The sequence below is a fragment of the Curtobacterium herbarum genome (assembly GCF_016907335.1).
Lineage (GTDB): Bacteria > Actinomycetota > Actinomycetes > Actinomycetales > Microbacteriaceae > Curtobacterium > Curtobacterium herbarum.
Genome location: NZ_JAFBBT010000001.1, coordinates 1,615,097 through 1,640,707 on the forward strand (window position 1 = coordinate 1,615,097; position 25,611 = coordinate 1,640,707).

The following is a 25,611-nucleotide window of genomic DNA, read 5'->3' on the forward strand; positions in this document are numbered from 1 at the left end:
GACGCCGCGCCCGACCGCTCGTCGTTGCCGGCGCACCGGAACCCCCCGGAGGTCGACCGCGTCGCCGCCGCGAAGGCGGCCGTCGCCGCGCGCCGTGCCCGCGCCGCGGTGAAGTCGGCGGTCGCCGCGGGCGAGCGGTCGCCGCTCGAGGTGGCCCGCTCCGCATGGTCCGTGGACGAGTCCGTCGTCGCGGCCACCTCGGCGGAACGCTCGCTCCGGGTCCGTGACCTCCTGACCAGCCTGCCCGGTGTCGGACCCGCCCGGGCCGAGGCCGTGATGGGCGCGCTGCGGATCGCCCCCTCGAAGCGCCTCGGGGGACTCGGCAGCCGCCAGCGCACCGAGCTCGCCGACTGGCTCGCCCAGCGTGGCCGGAAGCGTGCCGCGTCGAAGCTCGTCGTGCTCGCCGGACCCACCGCGGTCGGCAAGGGCACGGTCAGCGCGTACATTCGCGAGCAGTACCCCGAGGTGAACCTCAGCGTGTCCGCGACGACCCGGAAGCCCCGACCGGGCGAGGTCGACGGCGTGCACTACTACTTCGTCGACGACGCCGAGTTCGACCGGATGATCCGCGACCGCGAACTGCTCGAGTACGCGACCGTGCACAACTCCTACCGGTACGGCACCCCGCGGCCGCCGATCGACCGCGCGCTCGACGCCGGCGAGAAGGTCATGCTCGAGATCGACCTGCAGGGCGCCCGTCAGGTGCGGGACGCCATGCCCGAGGCCGTCCTGGTCTTCCTGCTGCCCCCGACGTGGGACGAACTCGTCCGTCGGCTCATCGGCCGCGGCACCGAGTCGCCGGAGGAACAGACGCGCCGACTCGAGACCGCCAAGGTGGAGCTCGCGGCCCAGGACGAGTTCGACGTGCGGATCGTGAACTCCGATGTCAGCGCGGCGGCACGTGAGGTCGTAGACTTGTTCTCTGCGCCCTGACGGGTGCACCGACGACGAGGAGCAATCCCATGGCCAACCCCCAGGGCATCATCGACCCGCCCATCGACGACCTGCTCAGCAAGGTCGAGTCGAAGTACGCGCTCGTGATCTTCGCCTCGAAGCGCGCCCGCCAGATCAACGACTACTACGCCGACCTGCACGAAGGCTCGCTCTTCGACAACGTCGGCCCGCTCGTCGACTCGACGATCGACGACAAGCCGCTCTCGGTCGCGCTCCACGAGATCAACGAGGACAAGCTGACCGTCACCAAGCAGCAGCAGCCCTCCGCCTGATCCCGGTGACTGCGCTCCGTCTGTTCACGTCGGAATCGGTGACCGAAGGCCACCCCGACAAGATCTGCGACCAGATCTCGGACGCGATCCTGGACGCCCTGCTCACGGTCGACCCGCACGCGCGGGTCGCCGTCGAGACGATGGTGACGACCGGGCTCGTGCACGTCGCGGGAGAGGTCACGACCTCCGGCTACGTCGAGATCCCGCAGCTCGTCCGTGACGTCATCACCGGCATCGGGTACAACTCGTCCGACGTGAGCTTCGACGGTCGCACCTGCGGCGTCGAGATCTCGATCGGTGCGCAGTCCCCGGACATCGCCCAGGGCGTCGACGAGTCCCTCGACACCCGCTCGGGTGCTGGCTCGGACCCGCTCGACCGCCAGGGCGCGGGCGACCAGGGCATCATGTTCGGTTTCGCCACGAACGAGACGCCGGAGTACATGCCGGTCGCCATCTGGCTCGCACACCGCCTGGCCGAGAAGCTCGCCGCGGTCCGCAAGTCCGGTGAGCTGACCTACCTGCGCCCGGACGGCAAGACCCAGGTCACGGTCGGGTACGACGGCGTCACGCCGAAGACCGTCGAGACCGTGGTCCTGTCGACCCAGCACGCGCCGAGCGTCTCGCTCGAGCAGCTGACGGCCGACATCACCGAGCACGTGATCCGCCCGGTCCTCGACCTGGTGGACCTCGACTCGTCCCACGTCGACGTCATCGTGAACCCGACCGGTCGCTTCGAGATCGGCGGCCCGCAGGGTGACGCCGGGCTCACCGGCCGCAAGGTCATCGTCGACACGTACGGCGGGGCCTCCCGTCACGGCGGCGGTGCGTTCAGCGGCAAGGACCCGTCGAAGGTGGACCGTTCGGCGGCGTACGCGCTCCGCTGGGTCGCGAAGAACGCCGTCGCGGCCGGGCTCGCCGACCGCCTCGAGGTCCAGGTCGCCTACGCGATCGGCCGCGCCAAGCCGGTCGGTCTGTACGTCGAGTCCTTCGGCACCGGGCACGTGGACGACGCGACGATCGAGGCCGCGATCACGCAGGTGTTCGACCTGCGTCCGGCTGCGATCATCCGCGACCTCGACCTGCTGACCCCGAAGTACGCGCAGACCGCGACGTACGGCCACTTCGGTCGGGAACTGCCGGGCTTCACCTGGGAGCAGCTCGACCGCGTCGAGGAGCTCCGCACCGCGGCAGGACTCGTCTCCGCCACCGTCTGAGGCCCTCGTGGCCACCGTCGCGCGTGTCGTCCTCGACTCGCCGCTCCCGCAGCTCGACCGTCTGTTCGACTACCGGGTGCCGGCCGAGATCGAGGACGACTGCGTGCCGGGGGTCCGGGTCCGGGTCCCGCTGCGCTCCGGCGCCCGGATGACCGACGCCTACGTGGTGGAGGTCGTGTCGGACGACGCACTGTCGCCGGAGAACGACTTCCCGGGGGAGCTGAGCGTTGTCGAGGAGCTCGTCAGCCCGGTCCCGGTGCTCGCGCCGGAGGTCTGGCAGCTCGCCCGTGCCGTGGCCGACCGGGCCGCCGGGGTCGCCAGCGACGTGCTGCGTCTCGCCGTCCCGACCCGGCAGGTCCGGCCCGAGAAGGCCTGGCTCGCGCGTGACCTCGACCACGTGCCTCCTCGGGTGACGCCGGCGCCCGTCGAGGGGTACGGCGACGCGGTCGTCGAGTCCGTGATCGACGCCGGAGGCCGTGCGGCCGTCAGCGCGATCCCGCACCCGGTCCTGCTCAGCGCCCCGACCACGGCGGTCGCGGACGACGGCGCGGGTGCCGATCCCGACGACACCGCCGACGCGGACACCAGCGCCGCAACCGGCACCAGCCCGGACACACCGGCACCGGCACCAGCACCGGCACCGGCACCAGCACCGGCACCAGCACCGGCACAGGCGCCTGCATCGGAACCGGGACCCACCTGGGTCCCCGGCTGGGCCGCGACCCTCGCCCAGGCCGCCGCGCACACCCTGGCGGGGGAGCGCTCCGCCGTCCTCGCCGTGCCCGACTTCCGCGACGTCGCCGACCTCGAGCGCGCCCTGCTCGTCCTGGTGCCCGCGGAGCGCGTGGTCCGCTTCGACGCGAAGCAGACGAACGGGCAGCGTGCCCGGGCCCTCCTGACCGCACGGACCCACCCGGTCGTCGCGATCGGCAGCCGTGCCGCCGTGTACGCCCCCGCCTCGGAGCTCGGCCTCATCGCGCTCTGGGACGACGGCGACCCGTCCTTCGCCGAGCAGCGCGCCCCGTACGTGCACACCCGCGACGTCGCCCTGGTGCGCACGGCCCAGTCCGGGGCCGCGCTGCTGATGGTGTCGCACGCCCGGAGCACCGACGTGCAGCGGCTCGTCGAGCTCGGGTGGCTGCAGGAGATCGGTCCGCACCGCGCCCGGGTGCCGAAGGTGATCCCGACGGCCCACCAGACGAACGCCGACGGCTACGCCGCACAGGCCCGGATCCCGAGCAGCGCCTGGCGTGCGGCGCGGGAGGCCAGCCACGACGGCCCCGTGCTCGTCCAGGTGTCGAACCCGGGCTTCGGCACGGGCCTGGTCTGCACCGAGTGCGGCGAACGTGCGCACTGCCGGGTGTGCGGTGGTCCACTCGGCAGCCCGCACGCCGGGTCGACCCCGCAGTGCCGGTTCTGCGGCGCTCTCGCGGCCGGGTACCGCTGCCCGACGTGCGGCAACGGCAAGCTCAAGCCCGTGGGGCAGGGTGCCCAGCGCACCGCGGACGAACTCGGTCGTGCCTTCCCGAACACCCGGATCGTGGTGGCCGACGGGTCACGCCCGATCGACGAGGTCCCGGCCCGTCCCGCGGTCGTCGTCGCCACGCGCGGCGCCGAACCCGACGTCCCCGGCGGGTACGCCTGCGTGCTGCTGCTCGACGGTGAGCGGATGCTGGCGCGCGAGGGGCTGCGGGTGCAGGAGGACGTCCTGCGGATCTGGGCGAACGCTGCGGCGAAGGGCGCTGCCGGTGCGCCGGTGTACCTCGTCGGCATCGGCGGGAAGCTCGCGAACGCGATGGCCCTCTGGCGGCTCGACGTCCCCGCGCACGAGGAACTCACCGACCGTCGTGAGCTGTTCTTCCCACCCGCCGTCCGGGTCGCGACCCTGACCGGGACGGACGAGGCGGTGACCGGCGCGATCGAGGCCCTCGGCGATGCACCCGTCGGTCCGGTCCTCGGTCCGGTGCCCGTCGACGACCCGACGCCGGGGACGGTCCGGGCGATCGTGCGCTTCCCCTACGGGCACGGCACCGAGGTCGCGGCGACCCTCAAGGCCGAGGTGATCCGCCGGTCGTCGACGCGGCGGGTCGTCAAGGGCGGGACGAAGCGCCGTGCCGCCCCGGCCCTCCGGGTCCGGATGGACGACGCGGAACCGTTCTCGGAGGTCTGAGGCCCGACGTTCGACCACCGGCGTTCGATGCCCGGGCGCGTCGGTCGCGGACCCGACCCGGGACACGACGGGAGGCCCGTGGCGATCCCGCCACGGGCCTCCCGTTCCGTCGCTCCGCGCGTCAGCGAGCAGTGCGCTCCGCGCCGACCGGCGCCCGACGGCCGCGCGAGAGCACGACCCCGAGGGCGACCATGCCGATCGCCAGGACCAGGTGCAGCCAGTTGTCGGCCCAGTTCAGCGGCACGAAGTTCGCGGCGCTGTCGCTGTTGGCGGTGAACAGGCCGTAGATCCAGAGGACGGAGTACACGACGCCTCCGACGACCAGGTAGAAGCGCGCGCCACTGGCACGGCGGGCTGCCGCGACACCGACGATGCCGAAGAGCAGGTGGACGATGTTGTGCAGGACGGACACCTGGAAGATGCCGAGCAGCATGCCCATCGAGCCGTTGCCGGCTCCGCCGAGGTCGCCGGTGGTCAGGCCGGGGACGAAGCCGGCGATGCCGACGAGCAGGAAGACGATGCCGACGACGAGGGTGCCCTTCTGGACGGGGGTCTCGGCGAAGCTCGTGGGTGCGGGGGTGGAGAGTCGGTCGGTCATGTTCGTTCCTTTCCGGGAATTGCCTGAGAAGGTACCCGCACACGGGTGCAGACGTTCGGCGGCGCGGCTCGTGGGAGACTGGCCCCCATGCGTCTCGTCGTCGCCGGCAGCCCTGCTGCCGCGGTCCCCACCCTCCGTGCTCTGGCGGCGTCCGACCACGAGATCGGGGCGGTGCTCACCCGCCCGCCGACACCGCAGGGCCGGAAGCGCGTGCTCACGCCGACGCCGGTCGCGCAGGTCGCGGCGGAGCTCGGACTGCCGGTGATCGAGGCCTCCCGCGTGGACGACGAGGTCACCGCCCGGATCGCTGCGCTCGGCGTCGACCTCGGCGTGATCGTCGCCTACGGTGCGCTGCTCCGCCGGCCGGCGCTCGACGCCCCGCGGCTCGGCTGGGTCAACCTGCACTTCTCGGACCTGCCGGCGTACCGCGGCGCCGCGCCCGTCCAGCGGGCCGTGATGGCCGGCGACACCACCACCGCGGCGACGGTCTTCCAGCTGGTCGAGGCCCTGGACGCCGGCCCGGTCTACGCGTCCGAGCCGTTCACGATCGACCCGGAGGCCACCTCCGGCGAGGTCCTCGCCGCGATGGCCGAGACCGGAGCGGACGTGGTCGTGCGGGTCGTCGACGCCCTCGCTCGGGGCACGGCCACGGCGACCGAGCAGGTCGGGTCGCCGACGACGGCCCCGAAGCTGACGCTCGAGGACGGCCGGACCGACTTCGCCGCCTCCGCGCACCTGGTGCACGCCCGCCTCCGCGGCGTCACCCCGGAACCGGGTGCGTTCGCGCACCTCGGCGAGACCCGGGTGAAGCTGCTGCGGGCCCACCGGCTCGCCGCGCGCGACGGCCGGCCGGGAGGCACGGGGGGCTCCGCCCCGGACCTCGCCCCCGGTGCGCTCCGGCTCGTGGACGGCGCCCTGCTGGTCGGGACGGCGGACGAACCGCTCGTGCTGGCCGAGGTGCAGCCGGCCGGCAAGAAGGCGATGGACGCCGCGGCCTGGGCCCGCGGGCTCGGACCGCTCGACGGGAAGGTGCTCGCATGAGCGCGGAACAGGGACGCGCCCGTGGTGGACAGCGCGGCGGGCAGGGCGGCGCGCAGCACGGCGGCCAGCGCGGCGCCGGTGCCGGTGTCGGCCGGACCGGCGGGCGTCCCGGTGGTCGACCGCGGGAGCCCCGGCAGGTGAGCGCCCGTCGCGTGGCGTTCGACGTCCTGCGCGCCGTCCAGGTCGACGACGCCTACGCGAACCTGCTCCTGCCGACGCGCATCCGCCGCGCCGGTCTGAGCGCCCGCGACGCTGGCTTCGCCACCGAGCTCACCTACGGCACGATCCGGATGATCGGTCGGTACGACGTGGTGGTCGCGGTGGCGTCCGGACGTCGGGCGGACCTCATCGAGGCCGACGTCCTCGACGTCATGCGCCTCGGCGTGCACCAGCTCCTCGGCATGCGGACGCCGACGCACGCGGCGGTCTCCGCGACGGTCGAGCTCGCACGCGAGGTCGGCGTCGCCCGCGCCACCGGCTTCGTGAACGCCGTGATGCGGAAGGTCGCCGGCAAGACCCCGGAGGAGTGGGACGCCCTGGTGACGGCCGGCCTCGGCGGGGAGGCCCTCCTCGCGACGCGCTGGTCACACCCGGTCTGGGTCGTGTCCGCGCTCCGGGACGCCCTGGCCGCGGAACGGTCCCGCGACGAACTCGTCGCACTCCTCGCGGCGGACAACGAGGCACCGCGGGTCCAGCTCGCGGCGCTGCCCGGGGTCGCGACCGCCGAGGACGTCGAGCAGGCGACCGCGCGCTCGACGTCGGACGACGTCGCGGCGGGGGACGAGCCTCCCGTCGGTCCGGCCGACCACGACGGCACGGAGGCCGACGCCGCCGGCCGCTCCGACGACGCCGGCCGCTCCGACGACGCGACGCACGATCCCGTGCCGGCCGCGCCCGACCTGCCGGTCTCGCCCGTCGGCATCCGCGGCGTCACCGGCGACCCGGCGCGTGTGCCCGGCGTCGCCGCCGGCCGCCTCCGTGTCCAGGACGAGGGCTCGCAGCTCGCCGCCCTCGCGCTGTCCCGCTCCTCCGAGGTCCGCGCCGGCGAGCGGTGGCTCGACCTCTGCGCCGGACCCGGCGGCAAGGCCGCGCTCCTCGCCGCCGAGGCCGCCCAGGGCGGCGCCACCCTCACGGCCAACGAACTCGTCCCCGCCCGGGTCGGGCTCGTCCGGGAGGCCCTCCGCGACTTCCGCGACACCGTCACCGTGGTCGAGGGCGACGGCCGCCGCTACGGCCACGACGGCTCCGGCGTCACCTACGACCGCATCCTGCTCGACGCCCCCTGCACCGGCCTCGGCGCGCTGCGTCGCCGTCCGGAGGCCCGCTGGCGGAAGCAGCCGGACGACGTCGCCGAACTCGCGCTCCTGCAGGAGGAACTGCTCGAGGCCGCGGTCCGCGTGCTCGCACCGGGCGGCACCCTGGCGTACGTGACGTGCTCGCCGCACCTGGCCGAGACGCGCGGCCAGGTGGACGCCCTGATGCGCCGGCACGGGGACCTGCTCGAGCAGCTCGACACCGCCTCGGTGGTCCGCTCGGTCGCCGCACGGGACCCGCAGGTGGCGGACGGCCGCACCGCGCAGCTCTGGCCGCACCGGATCGGCACCGACGCGATGTTCATCGCCCTGTTCCGCCGGACGGTCTGACCGCCGGATGGTCTGACCGCCGGATGGTCTGACCGCCGGACGGTCTGACCGCCTGACGGTCTGACGGCCGGGGCGCCGGTAGGCTCGTCGGGTGACGATCCGCATCTCGCCGAGCATCCTGTCCGCCGACTTCGCGAACCTCGAGCGCGAACTCCAGCGCATCGAGACCGCCGACATGGTGCACGTCGACGTCATGGACAACCACTTCGTGCCGAACCTGACGCTCGGCCTGCCGATCGTGCAGCGCCTGCAGCAGGTGTCGCCGGTGCCGCTCGACGTGCACCTGATGATCACCGACGCCGACACCGAGGCGCCGAAGTACGCCGAGACCGGCGCCGCGAGCGTCACCTTCCACTTCGAGGCGGCGTCCGACCCGGTGGCCACCGCGGCCGCGATCCGGTCGAACGGGGCCCGCGCCGCCGTCGCCGTGAAGCCCGGCACCCCGGTCACGCAGGTGCTGCACCACCTCGACGCCTACGACATGATCCTGCTCATGACCGTCGAACCCGGGTTCGGCGGGCAGGCGTTCATGACCTCGGTGATGCCGAAGCTCGCCGACGCCCGGGCCGCGGTCGACGCGTCGGGGCTCGACGTCTGGCTCGAGGTCGACGGCGGCATCGCGGTCGACACCGTGCCCGAGGCGGTCCGGAGCGGTGCGGACACCCTCGTCGCCGGCTCCGCGGTCTACGGCGGCGAGCCGGCCGCACGCATCACCGATCTCCGGGCGGCGGCGCAGCGTGCCCTCGCGGACCGGTAGCCTGAGAACGTGAAGACGTTCGACGACCTGTTCGCGGAGCTGACCGAGAAGGCGCGCACGCGCCCGGACGGCTCCGGCACCGTCGCCGAACTGGATGCCGGCGTGCACCAGATCGGCAAGAAGATCGTGGAGGAAGCCGCCGAGGTCTGGATGGCGGCCGAGTACGAGGGCGACGAGCGCACCTCGGAAGAGATCTCGCAGCTCGTGTACCACCTGCAGGTCCTCATGATCGCGAAGGGCCTGACCCCGGCGGACGTCTGGCGACATCTGTAGGAGCGCGTCACCCCGCGCACCGCAGGCCCGTCACCGACCCCTCCTCCAGGAAGCAGACCTGATGCTCCGCATCGCCGTGCCCAACAAGGGCTCACTGTCCGAGACCGCCTCCGAGATGCTGCGGGAGGCCGGGTACGCCGGTCGCCGTGACCCGAAGGCCCTGCATCTCATCGACGAGCGCAACGGGGTGGAGTTCTTCTTCCTCCGGCCGCGCGACATCGCCACCTACGTCGGCTCCGGCGCGCTCGACGTCGGCATCACCGGCCGCGACCTGCTGCTCGACTCCGGCTCCACCGCGCACGAGGTCGACGCGCTCGGCTTCGCGGACTCCACCTTCCGCTTCGCCGGTGCCCCAGGTCGGTACAGCACGCTGCAGGACCTCGAGGGCGTGCGGGTCGCCACGAGCTACCCCGGCCTGGTCGGGGAGTTCCTCGCGCAGCACGGCGTCACCGCGACCCTCGTCAAGCTCGACGGCGCCGTCGAGAGCGCCGTCCGGCTCGGGGTCGCCGACGCCGTCGCCGACGTCGTCTCCACCGGCAGCACGCTCCGTGCCGCAGGGCTCGAGATCTTCGGCCCGGTCATCCTCGAGTCCACCGCGGTGCTCATCACCACCGACGAGACGATCGCCGGCATCGACGTGCTCCGTCGCCGACTGCAGGGCGTCCTGGTCGCCCGCGGCTACGTGATGCTCGACTACGACATCCCGTCCGCGCTGCTCGAGCAGGCGACCGCGATCGCTTCGGGCATCGAGTCGCCGACGGTCTCGCCGCTGCACGACCGCGACTGGTCGGCCGTCCGCGTGATGATCCCGCGCGACGACGCGAACCTCATCATGGACGCGCTCTACGACCTCGGCGCCCGGGCGATCCTGGTCAGCCCGATCCACGCCGCACGCCTGTGACCGCCGCAGCCGAGCCGGGCGTCGCCGCCACCGCGCTGGGCGGCGTCTCGGTCCGCGTCATCCCGTGCCTGGACGTCTCCGGCGGTCGGGTCGTCAAGGGCGTCAACTTCCTCGACCTGCAGGACGCCGGCGACCCCGTCGAGCTCGCCGCGCGCTACTACGAGCAGGGCGCCGACGAGCTGACGTTCCTCGACGTCGGGGCCACGGTCGAGAACCGCGCCACGATGTGGGACACCGTCACCCGGACCGCCGAGCAGGTCTTCATCCCGCTGACCGTCGGCGGCGGGGTCCGCAGCGTCGACGACGTCGCCCGGCTGCAGCAGTGCGGCGCGGACAAGATCGGCGTCAACAGCGCTGCGATCGCCCGCCCCGGGCTGGTGTCCGAGATCGCCGACCGGTTCGGCGCACAGGCCGTCGTCCTGTCGCTCGACGTCAAGCGCGCCGAACGGATGCCGTCCGGCTTCGTCGTCACCACCCACGGCGGCCGCACCGAGACCGACGTCGACGCGATCGCCTGGGCGCGCGAGGCAGTCGAGCGCGGCGCGGGGGAGCTCCTCGTCAACTCAATCGACGCCGACGGCACGAAAAACGGCTTCGACCTCGAACTCGTCGCCGCGGTCCGTGCGGTGTCCTCGGTGCCGGTGATCGCCTCGGGAGGCGCGGGGCACGTCGCGCACTTCGCCCCCGCCGTCGACGCGGGTGCCGACGCGGTCCTCGCGGCGAGCGTCTTCCACCGCGGCGAGATGACCGTCGGTGACGTCAAGGACGCGCTCCGCGCCACCGGCCACGTCGTCCGCTGACGCCGTCCCCGACGAGCCGGGTCGGGCCTCCCGTCCGGACCGGCGTCCGGCCGCCGGTCCGCAGCCAGCGCGCCGGGCAGGGCCGTAGGCTGGTGCCCTCATGACCGACAGCACCAGCACCAGCACCGAAGCGGTCCTCGACCGCGCGCGTTTCGGTGCGGACGGACTGCTCCCCGCCATCGTGCAGGAGGAATCGTCGAAGGACGTCCTCATGCTCGGCTACATGGACCGCGAAGCCCTCCGCCGCACCCTGACCGAGGGCCGGGTGACCTTCTGGTCACGGTCTCGGAGCGAGTACTGGCGCAAGGGCGACACGTCCGGGCACGCCCAGTACGTGCGCGCCGCCGCCCTCGACTGCGACGACGACACCCTGCTCGTCACGGTGGAGCAGGTCGGCGCGGCGTGCCACACCGGTGCGCACCGGTGCTTCGACGTGGACCCGCTCGAGCCCGTGACGGCCTCGGCCCCGGCTGCGTCGACGAACACCCCGTCGACGAACACCGCGTCGACGAACACCGCAGCGACGGACGGGGTGACGCGATGAGCGACTCGCCCCGCACCACGCTCCGCGACGACTTCGACAGACTCGTCCGCGACGACCACCGCGTGGTCCCCGTCGTCCGCGCGCTCTTCGCCGACAGCGAGACCCCGGTCGGGGTCTACCGGAAGCTCGCCGACGGTCGCCCCGGGTCGTTCCTGCTGGAGTCCGCCGGGCAGGGTGGCCTCTGGTCGCGGTGGTCCTTCATCGGGGTCCGGAGCTTCGGCGTCCTCACCCAGGACGGTGACCGTGCCGCCTGGATCGACACCGGGATCTCGGCCGAGCGTGCCGTGGGCTCGCTCGACGGGGCGCCGCTCGAGGTCCTGGCGCGCCTCCACGAACGCTGGGCGACGCCCCGGACGCCCGGCCTGCCGCCGCTCGTCGGCGGCACCGTCGGCTTCATCGGGTGGGAGGCCGTGCGCCAGCTCGAACACCTGCCCGACGCGCCCCCGGCCGACTTCGACGTGCCCGGGCAGGCGCTCTCGTTCGTGTCCGAGCTCGCGGCGCTCGACCACCGGACCGGACTCGTGCTCCTGGTGGCGACCGCGCTGAACGACGGCACCGACGACGCCGACACCCTGTGGGCGGACGCGCAGGCCCGGCTCGACCGGATGCAGGCCGACCTCGTGCAGCCGAGCATCGCCACCGTCGCCGAGGCGTTCGACATCGCCGAACCCACCGCGCGCTCCCGCTCCACCCCGGAGGAGTACGCCGCCTCGATCGAGCGGTCCAAGCAGTTCATCCGCGACGGCGACGTCTTCCAGGTCGTCATCTCGCAGCGGTTCGACCACGACGTGACCGCCGACCCGCTCGACGTGTACCGGGTCCTCCGCACGCTGAACCCCAGCCCCTACATGTACTTCCTGTCGCTCGAGGGCAGCGACGGCGAGCCGTTCTGGATCGTCGGAGCCTCGCCGGAGGCCCTGGTGAAGGTGCAGGACGGTCGGGCCATGACCCACCCGATCGCCGGTTCCCGCCCGCGCGGCGCCACCACGGAAGAGGACGTCCGGCTCGGCGACGAACTGCTGCAGGACCCGAAGGAACGCGCCGAGCACCTGATGCTCGTCGACCTCGCCCGCAACGACCTGCAGAAGGTCTGCGAGCCGGGCACCGTCGCCGTGACCGAGTTCATGACGGTCGAGCGGTTCAGCCACATCATGCACCTCGTGTCCAGCGTCGAGGGCGCGATCCGACCGGGGATGTCCGCCATCGACGTGTTCCGCGCGACCTTCCCCGCCGGCACGCTCTCCGGGGCACCGAAGCCGCGGGCACTGCAGATCATCGACGAGCTCGAGCCCGCCAAGCGCGGGGCGTACGCGGGGGTCGTCGGCTACTTCGACTTCGCCGGGGACGCCGACGTCGCGATCGCGATCCGGACCGCCCTGATCCAGGACGGCGTCGCACACGTGCAGGCCGGCGCCGGGCTCGTCGCGGACTCGGACCCGACGAGCGAGCACCTCGAGTCAGTCAACAAGGCCGCCGCACCCCTGCGGGCCGTGGCGACCGCCAACCGGATGACCGGGGTCACACCGTGAAGCGCTCCCGCCCGCTCGTCGTCGTCATCGGGCTCCTGATCGCCGGACTCGTGATGCTCTCGTGGACGCAGACCTGGTTCACCGTGCACCTCGACCACACCGCGGCCGTCGTGAAGACCGTCGACGCGGACGGTGCCACGGTCGTGCCGCAGTACACGGCAGTCGCGATCGCGAGCCTCGCCCTCTTCCTCGCCATGACCATCGCCGGCCGCGTCGTCCGCGTGGTGCTCGCCGTCGTGCAGGTCCTGCTCGGGGTGGCCGTCGTCGTCACGGGCGTGACCGCGCTGTCCGACCCGGTCGCCGCCGCCCAGAGCGCCATCGGTTCGGTCGCCGGCGTCAGCGACCTCGGAGCCGTCCGACAGGTCGTCACCGGCGTCGAGGTCAGCGTGTGGCCGGTGATCGGGATCATCGGTGGCGTCCTGGCGACCCTGCTCGGCGTCGCGGTCGTCTTCCTGCAGCGGTCCTGGCCCGGGCCGAGCCGGAAGTACGGCGACGCCGCCACGCCCGGAGCCGCCTCCGCCGCCGGTGCCGCCGGTGGTCAGGCGGCCGCTGAACGTGCCCCCCGACGACCCGTGGTCCGCGACGCGGTCGTCGACTGGGACGACCTCAGCGCCGGCGTCGACCCGACCCTCGGGGACGCCGCCGCCGGGCCGTCCGCCACCATGGACACGGTAGGATCGACGGAGCGCCGCTCGACCGGTGGCGCCAGCGACCACGAGGAGCACCGTGAGCAACACTGAGCCCGCAGAACTCGGCGAAGGCCACTCGCCGGCGGCCTGGACGGCCGTCGTCATCATGCTGATCGGCTTCGCCGCCGGAACCCTCTGCTTCTGGTTCGACCTCGCCTGGGGTGTGTGGGCGTCCGCCGTCGTCGTCGTGATCGGCCTCGTCGTGGGCTTCGCGATGGGCAAGGCCGGCTACGGCGTCAACGGTCCGAAGTACGTCACCAAGCACCACGGCAGCTGAGCCGATGTCGGCCGCAACCCCCAACGCCACGCCCACGCCGTCCACGCCGGGCACGAACCTGCTGCAGAGCCTCGTCGCCGGTGCGCTCGAGGACGCGGCCGCCCGTCGCCTCGACCGTCCGTACGCCGACGTCGAGCGTGACCTCGACCGGGTCGCCTCGCCGCTCGACGCCCTCGAGTTCCTGGCGCCCGGCGACCGGGTGAAGATCCTCGCAGAGGTCAAGCGGGCGAGCCCGTCCCGCGGCGCGATGGCCACCATCGCTGACCCGGCGGCCCTGGCCGCGGACTACGAGCGCGGGGGAGCCTCCGCGATCAGCGTCCTGACCGAGGGCCGGAAGTTCCTCGGCAGCCTGGCCGACCTCGAAGCCGTCAAGGCCCGCGTCGGGGTGCCGGTGCTCCGCAAGGACTTCATCGCCGACCCGTACCAGGTGGTCGAAGCGCGTGCGGCCGGAGCGGACATCGTCCTGCTCATCGTCGCCGCCCTCGACCAGCCGACGCTCGTGCAGCTGCACGGCCTGGCCGAGGAGCTCGGCATGCGCGTCCTGGTCGAGGCGCACTCCGCGGACGAGGTCTCGCGTGGTCTCGACGCCGGCGCGCGCATCCTCGGCGTGAACGCCCGCGACCTGACCGACTTCTCGCTCGACCGCGACCTCTTCGGGTCCCTGGCCGACCGCATCCCCGACGGGGTCGTCCGCGTGGCCGAGTCCGCCGTGAAGACCCCCGCCGACGTCGCCCACTACCGGTCCGCCGGAGCCGACGTCGTCCTCGTCGGGGAAGCGCTGGTCACCGGCGCCGACCCCGCCGCCACGCTCGCCTCGTTCATCGACGGCTGACAACCCGTCCGGTGCAGACCGGAAACCCAGGAGCACCATCGTGACCTCACTCCGTGACCTGCAAGGCCCCTACTTCGGCGACTTCGGCGGGCGGTTCGTCCCCGAGTCCCTCGTCCTGGCGCTCGACGAGCTCGAGACCGCGTTCCGCACCGCCTGGGCGGACCCGGCGTTCCGCGACGAACTGGACACGCTCCAGCGCGACTACACCGGACGCCCGTCGATCATCACCGAGGTGCCGCGGTTCGCGAAGCACGCCGGTGGTGCCCGGATCATCCTCAAGCGCGAGGACCTGAACCACACCGGTTCGCACAAGATCAACAACGTGCTCGGACAGGCGCTCGTCGCCCGTCGCCTCGGCAAGACCCGGCTGATCGCGGAGACCGGTGCGGGCCAGCACGGTGTCGCCACCGCGACCGCGGCAGCCCTGTTCGGCATGGAGTGCGTCGTGTACATGGGCGCCGTCGACACCGAGCGCCAGGCGCTCAACGTCGCCCGGATGCGGCTGCTCGGGGCAGAGGTGATCCCGGTCGAGACCGGTTCGCGCACCCTGAAGGACGCCATCAACGACGCCCTCCGCGACTGGGTCGCGAACGTCGACTCCACGCACTACCTGCTCGGCACGGTCGCCGGACCGCACCCATTCCCGGAGATGGTGCGCCAGTTCCACAAGGTGATCGGTGAAGAGGCCCGTCAGCAGGTCCTCGACCGCGTCGGGCGCCTGCCGGACGCCGTCGCCGCGTGCGTCGGTGGCGGCTCGAACGCGATGGGCATCTTCGAGGCGTTCCTCGACGACGAGTCCGTCCGGCTGCACGGGTTCGAAGCGGGTGGGGAAGGCGTCGAGACCGGCCGGCACGCCGCCAGCATCACCCTCGGGCGCGAAGGCGTGCTGCAGGGTGCCAAGTCCTACCTGATGCAGGACGAGGACGGCCAGACGATCGAGAGCCACAGCATCTCCGCCGGGCTCGACTACCCGAGCGTCGGCCCGGAGCACGCGTACCTGGCGTCGATCGGCCGCGCGAAGTACGAGCCGATCACGGACTCCGAGGCGATGGAGGCCTTCCGGCTGATGAGCCGCACCGAGGGCATCATCCCCGCCATCGAGTCCTCGCACGCCCTCGCCGGCGCGATCAAGCTCGGCCAGGAGCTCGGTCCGGAGGGCGTCATCCTCGTGAACCTCTCCGGTCGCGGCGACAAGGACGTGGCCTCGGCCAGCCGGTACTTCGGCATCCTCGACGAGACGGCGATGCAGTCGTGAGCACCAACAAGACCGTCGCCGAGACCATCGACCGCGCAAACGCCGAGCGTGCCGGCGCCGTCGTCGGCTACCTGCCCGCCGGGTACCCCGACCTGCGGACCAGCGTGGACGCGGCCGTGGCCCTCGCCGAGAACGGCGTCGACGTCATCGAGCTCGGCCTGCCGTACTCCGACCCCGTGATGGACGGCCCCGTCATCCAGCGCGCGGCCGAGGAGAGCCTGGCCAACGGCTTCAAGGTCGCGCAGGTGTTCGACGCCGTCAACGCGATCACCGAGCGGGTCGACGTGCCCGTCCTGGTGATGACCTACTGGAACCCGGTCCTGCGCTACGGGGTCGATCGGTTCGCCGACGACCTGGTCGCCGCGGGCGCCGCCGGCCTGATCACCCCGGACCTCATCCCCGACGAGGGGCAGCAGTGGATCGACGCTTCCGAGCGCACCGGGCTCGACCGGGTGTTCCTCGCAGCGCCGTCCTCGACCGACACCCGCATGCGTCAGGCCGTCGACCGCAGCCGCGGCTTCGTCTACGCGGTCTCCACCATGGGCGTCACCGGTGCCCGGGTGGGTGTCGACACGGCCGCCCGCACCGTCGTTTCCCGCCTGCGTGATGCCGGTGTCCAGCGCACCTGCGTCGGCCTCGGCATCTCGACAGCCGACCAGGTCACCGAGGTGCTCGAGTACGCCGACGGAGCGATCATCGGCTCCGCGTTCGTCCGCGCCCTCGCCGACCTCGGGGTGACCGGGGTGGCCGACCGCGCCGCCGACCTGTCGTCCGGCGCAGCACGGCGCTGACCCGCGCTACAGTGATCCGGGCCGACCGGGCCCGGAGGCCCGCAACGCACGGGGCCGCCAGCCCCACCGGCTGACCAGCTCCACACGTGAAAGGCGACAGTCGCACATGCCCCTCCTGAGCATCCCGAGCCCGAGCACGGCCTGGCAGTACTTCGACCTGACCGCGTGGCTGCACGACACGTTCAACGTCACGCTGTCGCTCGACTTCCGGATCCACGCGTACGCGATCTGCATCCTCATCGGGATCGTCATCTGCGTGCTGCTCACGAACAACCGGTTGAACGCCCGGGGCGCCGAGCGGTGGATCATCATCGACATCGCGATCTGGGCGGTGCCGGCGGGCATCATCGGTGGGCGGCTGTTCCACGTCTTCACCCACGTCAGCGACTACTTCGGTCCCGGCATCGACCCCTTCTCGATCTTCTACATCTGGGAGGGCGGGCTGGCCATCTTCGGCGCGCTGATCCTGGGGTCGGTCGGCGCCTGGATCGGCTGCCGCATGGCCGGCGTGCGGTTCTCGGCCTTCATCGACGCCGCCGCTCCCGGCGTGCTGCTCGCCCAGGCCGCCGGACGTCTCGGCAACTACTTCAACCACGAGCTGTTCGGCATGCCGACGAACCTGCCGTGGGGCCTGCAGATCGAGGCCACGAACCCGGCCTACCCCAAGGGTCTGCCCGAGGGCGTGCTGTTCCACCCGACGTTCCTCTACGAGATCATCTGGAACGTCGTCGGCGCGCTGCTGATCCTGCTCATCGACCGCCGCTTCCGCCTGCAGTGGGGCCGCGTCATGGCCCTGTACCTCATCTGGTACGGCATCGGTCGGTCGGTGCTCGAGTCCATCCGTGTCGACACGAGCGAGACCTTCGCCGGCATCCGCACCAACGTCTGGATGTCCTTCGCCGCGATCCTGCTCGGCATCATCATCTTCGCCGTCCAGTCCCGGCGACACGTCGGCAAGGAACCGAGTCCGTACCTGCCGGGTCGCGAGCCCCGCTCGAAGTCCGATGTAGACTCGGACGACACCTACTCGGAGCACGACACCACGACCGGTGTCGCCGATCCGGAGCCGGTCGCCGCCGTCGCCGACCGACACTGAGGTCCCCAGCCTCTCCCGAACGCAGCACCACACCGCGCTTGCGGTCCGCCACAAGCGGACCCCACTCCTCGCACGCCGCCAGGGCACAGCCTGACGGTGCGCACGGGCACCAGTCCCGCCCGCTCGGGCGGAACGCACCACCGGGCCATCGCTGTCCCTGTTCCACTTCCTCGTGAGGACGGTTCCCCATGGCGCTCCTGCCACCCCAGCCCTCTGCAGTCCCGAACGGCGCGACCGACTCGCCGGCCCGGGGCGGGCTCCGCTCGCCGCACCGACGGTTCTCCGCGGTCCCCGACGCCGCCGGCATGTACGACCCGGCGAACGAGAAGGACGCCTGCGGTCTCGCCATGGTCGCGACGCTCCGTGGGACGCCCGGGCACGACATCGTCGACGCCGCCCTCGGTGCGCTCCGGAACCTCGAGCACCGCGGTGCCGTCGGGTCCGACGCCGGCACCGGTGACGGCGCGGGCATCCTGTGCCAGGTCCCCGACGCGTTCCTCCGGGACGTCGTGGACTTCGCGCTGCCGGAGGCCGGCCAGTACGCCGTCGGCACGGCCTACCTGCCGCTCGACGCCGACGCGCGCGCCGAGGTCAAGGCCGCGGTCGAGCAGCTCGCCACCGCCGAGGGCCTCCGTGTCCTCGGCTGGCGCGCGGTCCCGGTCCGACCCGAGGTGCTCGGTACCCTCGCCCGCGCCGCGATGCCCGCCTTCGAGCAGGTCTTCGTCGCGTCGACCCACCACGACGAGCGAGGTGCACTCCGCTCCGGCATCGAGCTCGACCGCCAGGCCTTCCGCCTGCGCAAGCGTGCGGAGCAGGGCACCGAGCTCTACTTCATGTCGCTGTCCAGCCGCACCATGGTCTACAAGGGCATGGTCACGACGCTGCAGCTGGAGCCGTTCTACCCGGACCTGAGCGACGAGCGGTTCGCCTCGCGCCTGGCGATCGTGCACTCGCGCTACTCGACGAACACGTTCCCGTCGTGGCCGCTCGCGCAGCCGTTCCGCTCGCTCGCCCACAACGGCGAGATCAACACCGTCCGCGGCAACCGCAACTGGATGCGCGCGCGACAGTCGCAGCTCGAGAGCGAGCTGCTGGGTGACATGGCCCCGCTGCTGCCGATCGTCAGCCCGGGTGCGAGCGACTCGGCGTCGTTCGACGAGGTCCTCGAGCTCCTCACGCTGACCGGCCGGTCGCTGCCGCACGCGATGTCGATGATGGTGCCGGAGGCCTGGGAGAACCAGACCGACATGGACCCCGACCTCCGAGCGTTCTACGAGTACCACTCGATGCTCATGGAGCCGTGGGACGGCCCGGCCGCGATCACGTTCACCGACGGCACGCTCGTCGGCGCCACGCTCGACCGCAACGGCCTGCGTCCCGGACGCTTCCTGGTCACCGACGACGGTCTCATCGTGATGGGCAGCGAGACGGGCGTCATCGACGTGCCCGCCGCGAAGGTCGTCCGCAAGGGGCGGCTGCGTCCCGGCCGGATGTTCCTGGTCGACACCGAGAACGGCCGGATCATCGAGGACGACGAGGTCAAGCGCGACCTGGCGACCTCGGGACCGTGGACCGAGTGGCTCGAGTCCGGTCGCATCAACCTCAACGACCTGCCCGAGCGCGAGCACATCGTGCACACCCCGGCCTCGGTCACCCGCCGTCAGCGGGCCTTCGGCTACACCGAGGAAGAGGTCCGCGTCCTGCTGCGTCCGATGGCGCAGACCGGGGCCGAGCCGCTCGGTGCGATGGGCTCCGACACCCCGATCGCGGTGCTGTCACAGCGGCCCCGTCTGCTGTTCGACTACTTCACGCAGCAGTTCGCCCAGGTGACGAACCCGCCGCTGGACTCGATCCGCGAGCAGGTCATCACGTCGATGGGTCTCGGGCTCGGCCCGGAGCGCAACCTGCTGAGCGCCGGCCCGGAGCACGCGAAGCAGATCGTGCTCGACTTCCCGGTGATCGACAACGACGAGCTGGCGAAGATCCAGCACTTCGAGACCGCTTCCGGCCGGCACCTGACCGTGACGATCCGTGGGCTCTACCGGGTCGACGCCGGCGAGACGGCGATGGAGCAGCGCCTCCAGGCCGTCTGTGACGAGGTCGACGCGGCCATCGAGTCCGGCAAGCAGTTCATCGTGCTGTCGGACCGGGACGGCAACGCCGAGAGCGCGCCGATCCCGAGCCTGCTGCTGCTGGCCGCCGTGCACCACCACCTGATCCGCACCGAGCAGCGCATGAAGGTCGGCCTGATCGTCGAGGCCGGCGACGTGCGCGAGGTGCACCACGTGGCGACCCTGATCGGGTACGGCGCCTCGGCGATCAACCCGTACCTCGCGATGGAGACGTGCGAGAACCTCGTGCGCTCCGGCATGATCACCGGGCTCACCCCGGAGCAGGCCGTCAAGAACGTCATCAAGGCGCTCGGCAAGGGCGTCCTGAAGATCATGTCGAAGATGGGCATCTCCACGGTGTCCAGCTACGCCGGTGCGCAGGCGTTCGAGGCGGTCGGGCTCAGCCAGGAGTTCGTCGACCGGTACTTCACCGGGACCTCGTCGATCCTCGGCGGTGTCGACGTCGACGTGATCGCGGCGGAGAACGCCGAGCGGCACGCCCAGGCGTACCCGCAGGACGGCGCGGTGCTCTCCCACGAGCGCCTGCAGACCGGCGGCGAGTACCAGTGGCGCCGTGAAGGACCGCCGCACCTGTTCAACCCGGACACCGTCTTCCGGCTGCAGCACGCCACCCGTGCCCGCCGGTACGACGTGTTCCGCGAGTACTCGAAGGCGGTCGACGACCAGTCCGAGCAGCTGATGACGCTGCGCGGTCTGTTCGGTTTCACCGCCGGCGACCGCGCACCGGTGCCGCTGGACGAGGTCGAGCCGATCGCCGAGATCGTCAAGCGCTTCAACACCGGAGCGATGTCCTACGGGTCGATCTCGCAGGAGGCGCACGAGACGCTCGCGATCGCGATGAACCGTCTCGGTGGTCGGTCGAACACCGGCGAGGGCGGCGAGGACGTCGAGCGACTGCTCGACCCCGAGCGTCGCAGTGCCATCAAGCAGGTCGCCTCCGGGCGGTTCGGCGTGACGAGCATGTACCTCACGCACGCCACCGACATCCAGCTGAAGATGGCGCAGGGCGCGAAGCCCGGCGAGGGCGGCCAGCTGCCCCCGCAGAAGGTGTACCCGTGGGTGGCCCGCACCCGGCACGCCACCGCGGGCGTCGGCCTCATCTCGCCGCCGCCGCACCACGACATCTACTCGATCGAGGACCTCAAGCAGCTGATCTTCGACGTCAAGCGGGCGAACCCGTCCGCGCGCGTCCACGTCAAGCTCGTCAGCCAGTCCGGCATCGGTGCGGTCGCGGCCGGGGTGACGAAGGCCCTCGCCGACGTCGTGCTCGTCTCCGGCCACGACGGTGGAACGGGTGCCAGCCCGCTGAACTCGCTGAAGCACGCCGGTACCCCGTGGGAGATCGGTCTCGCCGAGACGCAGCAGACGCTCATGCTCAACGGCATGCGCGACCGCGTCACGGTGCAGGTCGACGGGCAGATGAAGACCGGCCGTGACGTCGTCGTGGCCGCGCTGCTCGGTGCCGAGGAGTACGGCTTCGCCACCGCTCCGCTGGTCGTCGAGGGCTGCATCCTGATGCGCGTCTGCCACCTGGACACCTGCCCGGTGGGCGTCGCGACGCAGAACCCGGAGCTCCGCAAGCGCTTCTCCGGCAAGCCGGAGTTCGTCGTCAACTTCTTCGAGTTCATCGCGCAGGAGGTCCGCGAGCTCCTCGCCGAGCTCGGCTTCCGCAGCCTCGAGGAGGCGATCGGGCACACCGACGCCCTCGACGTGGACCGTGCGGTGGAGCACTGGAAGGCCTCGGGCCTCGACCTGGCGCCCGTGCTCACGGGGCCGGCGTTCGCCCCCGACGAGCCGCGCAGCCGTCGCCGCGCCCAGGACCACGAGCTCGAGCAGCACTTCGACGTCCGGCTCATCGCCGAGGCGTCCGACGTGCTCGAGCACGGCGGCACGCTGACGCTCGACCTGCCGATCCGCAACACGGAACGCGCGGTCGGCACGATGCTCGGTCACGAGGTCACCCTCCGCCACGGTGAGGACGGTCTGCCGACCGGGTCCATCGACATCACCCTGCGTGGGTCGGCCGGGCAGTCGCTCGGGGCGTTCCTGCCGGCGGGCATCACGCTCCGCCTGGTCGGGGACAGCAACGACTACGTCGGCAAGGGCCTGTCCGGCGGCGAGATCGTCGTCCGTCCGCCCGAGGACGTCGGGTTCGACCCGGCCGAGAACGTCATCGCCGGCAACGTCATCGGCTACGGCGCCACCCAGGGCAGCATGTTCATCCGCGGCATCGTGGGGGAGCGCTTCCTGGTCCGGAACTCCGGCGCGACCGCGGTGGTCGAGGGCGTGGGTGACCACGCGCTCGAGTACATGACCGGTGGTCTGGCGCTCATCCTCGGCGAGACCGGCCGGAACCTCGGTGCCGGCATGTCGGGAGGCACGGCGTACGTCCACGGACTCCGTCGCGAACTCGTCAACACCGACGCGCTGGCCTCCGGCGAGCTCCGGCTGGAGCCGCTGGACAGCGCCGACGTCGAGATCGTCACCGACCTGCTCCGCCGGCACGCCGACGAGACCGGTTCGACGATCGCCGCCGGGCTGCTCGACTCCGGCGACCTGTCCGACTTCGTCAAGGTCCTGCCGCGCGACTACGCGGCCGTGCTCGCGACGCGTCGCCAGGCCGTCGACGAGGGCCTCGACCCGGACGGCACCGTCGTCTGGAACCGCATCCTGGAGGTCACCGGTGGCTGACCGCACGAGCACCCCCGCTCCCCACTCCCGCTCGACCCGCATCCGCACCCAGGAGGTGACCCGTGGCTGACCCCAAGGGGTTCCTGAAGGTCCAGGAACGTGAACTGCCGCCCCGCCGCCCCGTGCCGGTCCGACTCATGGACTGGAAAGAGGTCTACGAGCAGCAGGAGTCCGGTGCGCTGAAGCGTCAGGCCGGCCGCTGCATGGACTGCGGTGTGCCGTTCTGTCACCAGGGCTGCCCGCTCGGCAACCTGATCCCCGAGTGGAACGACCTCACCTGGCGTGGCGAGGGTCGTCAGGCCATCGAGCGGCTGCACGCGACGAACAACTTCCCGGAGTTCACCGGTCGCCTCTGCCCGGCCCCGTGCGAGGCGTCCTGCGTGCTGGGGATCAACCAGCCGCCGGTGACGATCAAGCAGGTCGAGGTCTCGATCATCGACGACGCGTTCCAGAACGGGTGGGTCACCCCGCACCCGCCGGAGCGCCTGACGGGCAAGACCGTCGCCGTCGTCGGGTCCGGCCCCGCCGGTCTCGCCGCTGCGCAGCAGCTGACCCGCGCCGGCCACACCGTCGCCGTCTTCGAGCGCGACGACCGCATCGGTGGTCTGCTCCGCTACGGGATCCCGGACTTCAAGATGGAGAAGCGGCAGATCGACGCCCGCCTCGCCCAGATGCAGGCCGAGGGCACCCGCTTCCGTGCCGGCGTCGAGATCGGCCGGGACATCACCTGGGACGACCTGAAGTCCCGCTACGACGCGGTCGTCGTCGCCACCGGCGCCACGGTGCCGCGTGACCTGCCGATCCCGGGCCGCGACCTGGCCGGCGTGCACTTCGCCATGGACTACCTGGTCCAGCAGAACCGGGCGAACGCCGGCACGGTCGTCGACAACCAGATCAGCGCCGAGGGCAAGCACGTCGTCGTGATCGGCGGCGGTGACACCGGCGCGGACTGCATCGGTACCGCCCACCGGCAGGGCGCGCTCAGCGTGACGAACCTGGCGATCGGCAACCAGCCGCCGCTCGAACGTCCGTCGGACCAGCCCTGGCCGATGTTCCCGACCGTGTACGAGGTCACGAGCGCCCACGAAGAGGGCGGGGAGCGCATGTTCCTCGCTTCCACGGTGGAGTTCCTGGCCAACGAGGCCGGCGAGGTCCGCGCCCTGCGGGTCGCCGAGACCGAGTACCTCGACGGCCGCCGTGTCCCGAAGGCCGGCACCGAGCGGGAGATCCCGGCCGACCTGGTGCTCATCGCGCTGGGCTTCACCGGTCCCGAGACCGACACGCTCGAGCCGCAGCTCGGCCTGCCGACGACCGGCTCCGGCGGGGTCAGCCGCCAGGCCGACTACACGACCAACGAGCCCGGGGTCTTCGTCGCCGGTGACGCCGGTCGTGGCCAGTCGCTGATCGTCTGGGCGATCGCCGAGGGCCGTGCCGCCGCCGCGAAGGTGGACGAGTACCTCGAGGGATCGACGATCCTGCCGGCCCCGGTCAAGGCGACGGACCGGGCGATCTCGGTCTGATGGTCCCCTCCCCGTAGACGAGAGGCCACCCGCACTCGATAGGGTGCTGGTGGCCTCTCGTCGTTCCCGAAGCCACACCACCACACGAAGGAATCCATTGAGACGCGCAAAGATCGTTTCGACGCTCGGACCTGCCACCGCCGACTACGAGGTCGTCAAGCAGATCATCCAGGCCGGGGTCGACGTGGCCCGCCTGAACCTCAGCCACGGTGACTACAGCGTGCACGAGGCCAACTACGTCAACGTCCGTCGTGCCGCCGAGGAGCTCGGCAAGCCCGTCGCGATCCTCGTCGACCTGCAGGGACCGAAGATCCGTCTCGCGAAGTTCGCCGACGGCCCGCACGAGCTGGCCGTCGGTGACGAGTTCACCATCACGACCGAGGACATCCCCGGCACGAAGGACGTCTGCGGCACGACGTTCAAGGGCCTGCCGCAGGACGTCAAGCCCGGTGACCCGCTGCTCATCGACGACGGCCGGGTCCGCCTCCGTGTCCTCGACACCGACGGGGTGCGCGTGCGCACCGAGGTCGTCGTCGGCGGCATGGTCTCGAACAACAAGGGCATCAACCTCCCGGGCGTGGCGGTGAACGTCCCCGCGCTGAGCGAGAAGGACGAGGCCGACCTGCGCTGGGGCATCCGGATCGGCGCGGACCTCATCGCGCTGTCCTTCGTCCGCAACGCCTCGGACGTCGTCCGGGCCCACGAGATCATGGACGAGGAGGGCAAGCGCCTCCCGGTGATCGCGAAGGTCGAGAAGCCGCAGGCCGTCGACGCGCTCGAGGAGATCATCGACGCCTTCGACAGCATCATGGTCGCCCGCGGTGACCTCGGCGTGGAACTGCCGCTCGAGGCGGTCCCGATCGTCCAGAAGCGCGCGGTCGAGCTCTCCCGCCGGATGGCGAAGCCGGTCATCGTCGCGACGCAGATGCTCGAGTCGATGATCTCGTCGCCGATCCCGACCCGAGCCGAGACCTCCGACGTCGCGAACGCCGTCCTCGACGGTGCCGACGCGGTCATGCTGTCCGGTGAGACGAGCGTCGGCGACTACCCGATCGAGACGGTCCGCACCATGGCCCGCATCGTCGAGTCGACCGAGGACCACGGCCTCGAGCGCATCGCCCCGCTCGGCACCAAGCCGCGCACCCTCGGTGGCGCGATCACCCTCGCCGCCGTCGAGATCGCCGAGTTCACCGAGGCGTCCTACCTCTGCGTGTTCACCGAGTCGGGCGACTCCGCGCGCCGCATGTCGCGCCTCCGCCACGGCCTGCCGATCATCGCCTTCACGCCGAACGAGGCGACCCGTCGCCGCCTGGCGCTGACCTGGGGCGTGCGCTCGTTCCTGGTGGACCGGAAGACGCACACCGACGAGCTCTTCTCGCAGGTCGACGACGTCCTCATCGACAACGGTCTCGCCATCCCCGGCGACCGCGTGATCGTCACGGCGGGTTCCCCTCCCGGACTCGAGGGCTCGACGAACGACCTCCGCGTGCACCGCGTCGGCGACGCACACGCCGAGGCCGCTCCGGCGTACGTCCGCGACTGAGCGCCGCTCGTCCCGATCCGAGGCCGTCACCCACTCCGGGTGGCGGCCTCGCCTCGTGCCCGCCCTCCGGGCCGACAGCCGGGAGGCCC

22 protein-coding genes are annotated in these 25,611 nt (G+C 72.0%); 21 read left to right on the forward strand and 1 reads right to left on the reverse strand.

Annotated features, from left to right (window positions below; all coding sequences use genetic code 11):
- Positions 1-24: 24 nt before the first annotated feature.
- Genes gmk through JOD51_RS07735 form a run of 4 tightly spaced genes read left to right on the forward strand, consistent with a single transcriptional unit; the run spans position 25 to position 4,610 of the window.
- Positions 25-933, forward strand: a complete 909-nt coding sequence (gmk, locus tag JOD51_RS07720) for a guanylate kinase (RefSeq protein ID WP_204610982.1) — start codon at positions 25-27, stop codon at positions 931-933.
- A 29-nt stretch (positions 934-962) separates the two neighbouring features.
- Complete coding sequence (gene rpoZ / locus JOD51_RS07725; RefSeq protein ID WP_110902190.1) at positions 963-1,226, forward strand: DNA-directed RNA polymerase subunit omega; 264 nt, start codon at positions 963-965, stop codon at positions 1,224-1,226.
- Positions 1,227-1,231: 5 nt separating this feature from the next.
- Positions 1,232-2,440, forward strand: a complete 1,209-nt coding sequence (gene metK / locus JOD51_RS07730; protein ID WP_204607733.1) for a methionine adenosyltransferase — start codon at positions 1,232-1,234, stop codon at positions 2,438-2,440.
- Positions 2,441-2,447: 7 nt separating this feature from the next.
- Positions 2,448-4,610 (forward strand): primosomal protein N' family DNA-binding protein, encoded by a 2,163-nt coding sequence (locus JOD51_RS07735; RefSeq protein ID WP_204607734.1) that lies wholly within the window; start codon positions 2,448-2,450, stop codon positions 4,608-4,610.
- 121 nt (positions 4,611-4,731) lie between these two features.
- On the opposite strand, the gene JOD51_RS07740 is transcribed toward JOD51_RS07735, so the two are convergent.
- The gene (locus JOD51_RS07740; protein ID WP_204607735.1) at positions 4,732-5,208 is read right to left on the reverse strand and encodes a DUF4383 domain-containing protein; all 477 of its coding nucleotides are present in this window, start codon (positions 5,206-5,208) and stop codon (positions 4,732-4,734) included.
- A gap of 87 nt (positions 5,209-5,295) precedes the next feature.
- Between JOD51_RS07740 and JOD51_RS07745 the strand changes: the two genes are divergently transcribed.
- From JOD51_RS07745 to pyk, 17 genes are all read left to right on the forward strand, one after another.
- Entirely contained in the window at positions 5,296-6,249 is a 954-nt protein-coding gene (locus tag JOD51_RS07745) for a methionyl-tRNA formyltransferase (protein ID WP_204607736.1), read from the forward strand.
- The gene (locus tag JOD51_RS07750) at positions 6,246-7,892 is read left to right on the forward strand and encodes an RsmB/NOP family class I SAM-dependent RNA methyltransferase (protein WP_204607737.1); all 1,647 of its coding nucleotides are present in this window, start codon (positions 6,246-6,248) and stop codon (positions 7,890-7,892) included. Before JOD51_RS07745 ends, JOD51_RS07750 begins: the two co-directional genes overlap by 4 nt.
- Before the next feature lie 91 nt (positions 7,893-7,983).
- Entirely contained in the window at positions 7,984-8,649 is a 666-nt protein-coding gene (gene rpe / locus JOD51_RS07755; RefSeq protein WP_204607738.1) for a ribulose-phosphate 3-epimerase, read from the forward strand.
- Between the two features lie 9 nt (positions 8,650-8,658).
- Positions 8,659-8,922 carry a phosphoribosyl-ATP diphosphatase gene (locus JOD51_RS07760; protein WP_110902198.1) on the forward strand — a complete coding sequence of 88 codons (264 nt, stop codon included), beginning with the start codon at positions 8,659-8,661 and terminating at the stop codon, positions 8,920-8,922.
- Between the two features lie 61 nt (positions 8,923-8,983).
- On the forward strand, positions 8,984-9,823 hold the full coding sequence (gene hisG, locus JOD51_RS07765) for an ATP phosphoribosyltransferase (protein ID WP_111073568.1): 840 nt from the start codon (positions 8,984-8,986) through the stop codon (positions 9,821-9,823).
- Complete coding sequence (gene hisF / locus JOD51_RS07770) at positions 9,820-10,623, forward strand: imidazole glycerol phosphate synthase subunit HisF (protein ID WP_372377820.1); 804 nt, start codon at positions 9,820-9,822, stop codon at positions 10,621-10,623. Before hisG ends, hisF begins: the two co-directional genes overlap by 4 nt.
- Before the next feature lie 100 nt (positions 10,624-10,723).
- Positions 10,724-11,167 carry a phosphoribosyl-AMP cyclohydrolase gene (hisI, locus tag JOD51_RS07775; protein WP_239539811.1) on the forward strand — a complete coding sequence of 148 codons (444 nt, stop codon included), beginning with the start codon at positions 10,724-10,726 and terminating at the stop codon, positions 11,165-11,167.
- Positions 11,164-12,696: an anthranilate synthase component I gene (locus tag JOD51_RS07780; RefSeq protein ID WP_204607739.1), complete on the forward strand. Its 1,533-nt coding sequence runs from the start codon at positions 11,164-11,166 to the stop codon at positions 12,694-12,696. Before hisI ends, JOD51_RS07780 begins: the two co-directional genes overlap by 4 nt.
- The gene (locus tag JOD51_RS07785) at positions 12,693-13,436 is read left to right on the forward strand and encodes a Trp biosynthesis-associated membrane protein (RefSeq protein ID WP_204607740.1); all 744 of its coding nucleotides are present in this window, start codon (positions 12,693-12,695) and stop codon (positions 13,434-13,436) included. Before JOD51_RS07780 ends, JOD51_RS07785 begins: the two co-directional genes overlap by 4 nt.
- Positions 13,423-13,662 carry a DUF6704 family protein gene (locus JOD51_RS07790; RefSeq protein ID WP_204607741.1) on the forward strand — a complete coding sequence of 80 codons (240 nt, stop codon included), beginning with the start codon at positions 13,423-13,425 and terminating at the stop codon, positions 13,660-13,662. Before JOD51_RS07785 ends, JOD51_RS07790 begins: the two co-directional genes overlap by 14 nt.
- Positions 13,663-13,720: 58 nt before the next feature.
- Positions 13,721-14,494, forward strand: a complete 774-nt coding sequence (gene trpC / locus JOD51_RS07795) for an indole-3-glycerol phosphate synthase TrpC (protein WP_111073710.1) — start codon at positions 13,721-13,723, stop codon at positions 14,492-14,494.
- A 40-nt stretch (positions 14,495-14,534) separates the two neighbouring features.
- Entirely contained in the window at positions 14,535-15,749 is a 1,215-nt protein-coding gene (gene trpB, locus JOD51_RS07800) for a tryptophan synthase subunit beta (protein WP_204607742.1), read from the forward strand.
- Positions 15,746-16,540, forward strand: a complete 795-nt coding sequence (gene trpA, locus JOD51_RS07805; protein ID WP_204607743.1) for a tryptophan synthase subunit alpha — start codon at positions 15,746-15,748, stop codon at positions 16,538-16,540. The genes trpB and trpA overlap by 4 nt, the downstream gene beginning before the upstream one ends.
- A 106-nt stretch (positions 16,541-16,646) precedes the next feature.
- A complete protein-coding gene (lgt, locus tag JOD51_RS07810; protein ID WP_204607744.1) occupies positions 16,647-17,636 on the forward strand; it encodes a prolipoprotein diacylglyceryl transferase in 990 nt (329 codons plus the stop codon).
- A 305-nt stretch (positions 17,637-17,941) separates the two neighbouring features.
- Positions 17,942-22,459, forward strand: a complete 4,518-nt coding sequence (gene gltB / locus JOD51_RS07815; RefSeq protein ID WP_204610986.1) for a glutamate synthase large subunit — start codon at positions 17,942-17,944, stop codon at positions 22,457-22,459.
- A 62-nt stretch (positions 22,460-22,521) separates the two neighbouring features.
- Positions 22,522-23,979, forward strand: a complete 1,458-nt coding sequence (locus JOD51_RS07820) for a glutamate synthase subunit beta (protein WP_204607745.1) — start codon at positions 22,522-22,524, stop codon at positions 23,977-23,979.
- Positions 23,980-24,076: 97 nt separating this feature from the next.
- Entirely contained in the window at positions 24,077-25,522 is a 1,446-nt protein-coding gene (pyk, locus tag JOD51_RS07825; RefSeq protein WP_204607746.1) for a pyruvate kinase, read from the forward strand.
- The last annotated feature ends 89 nt before the right edge of the window (positions 25,523-25,611 follow it).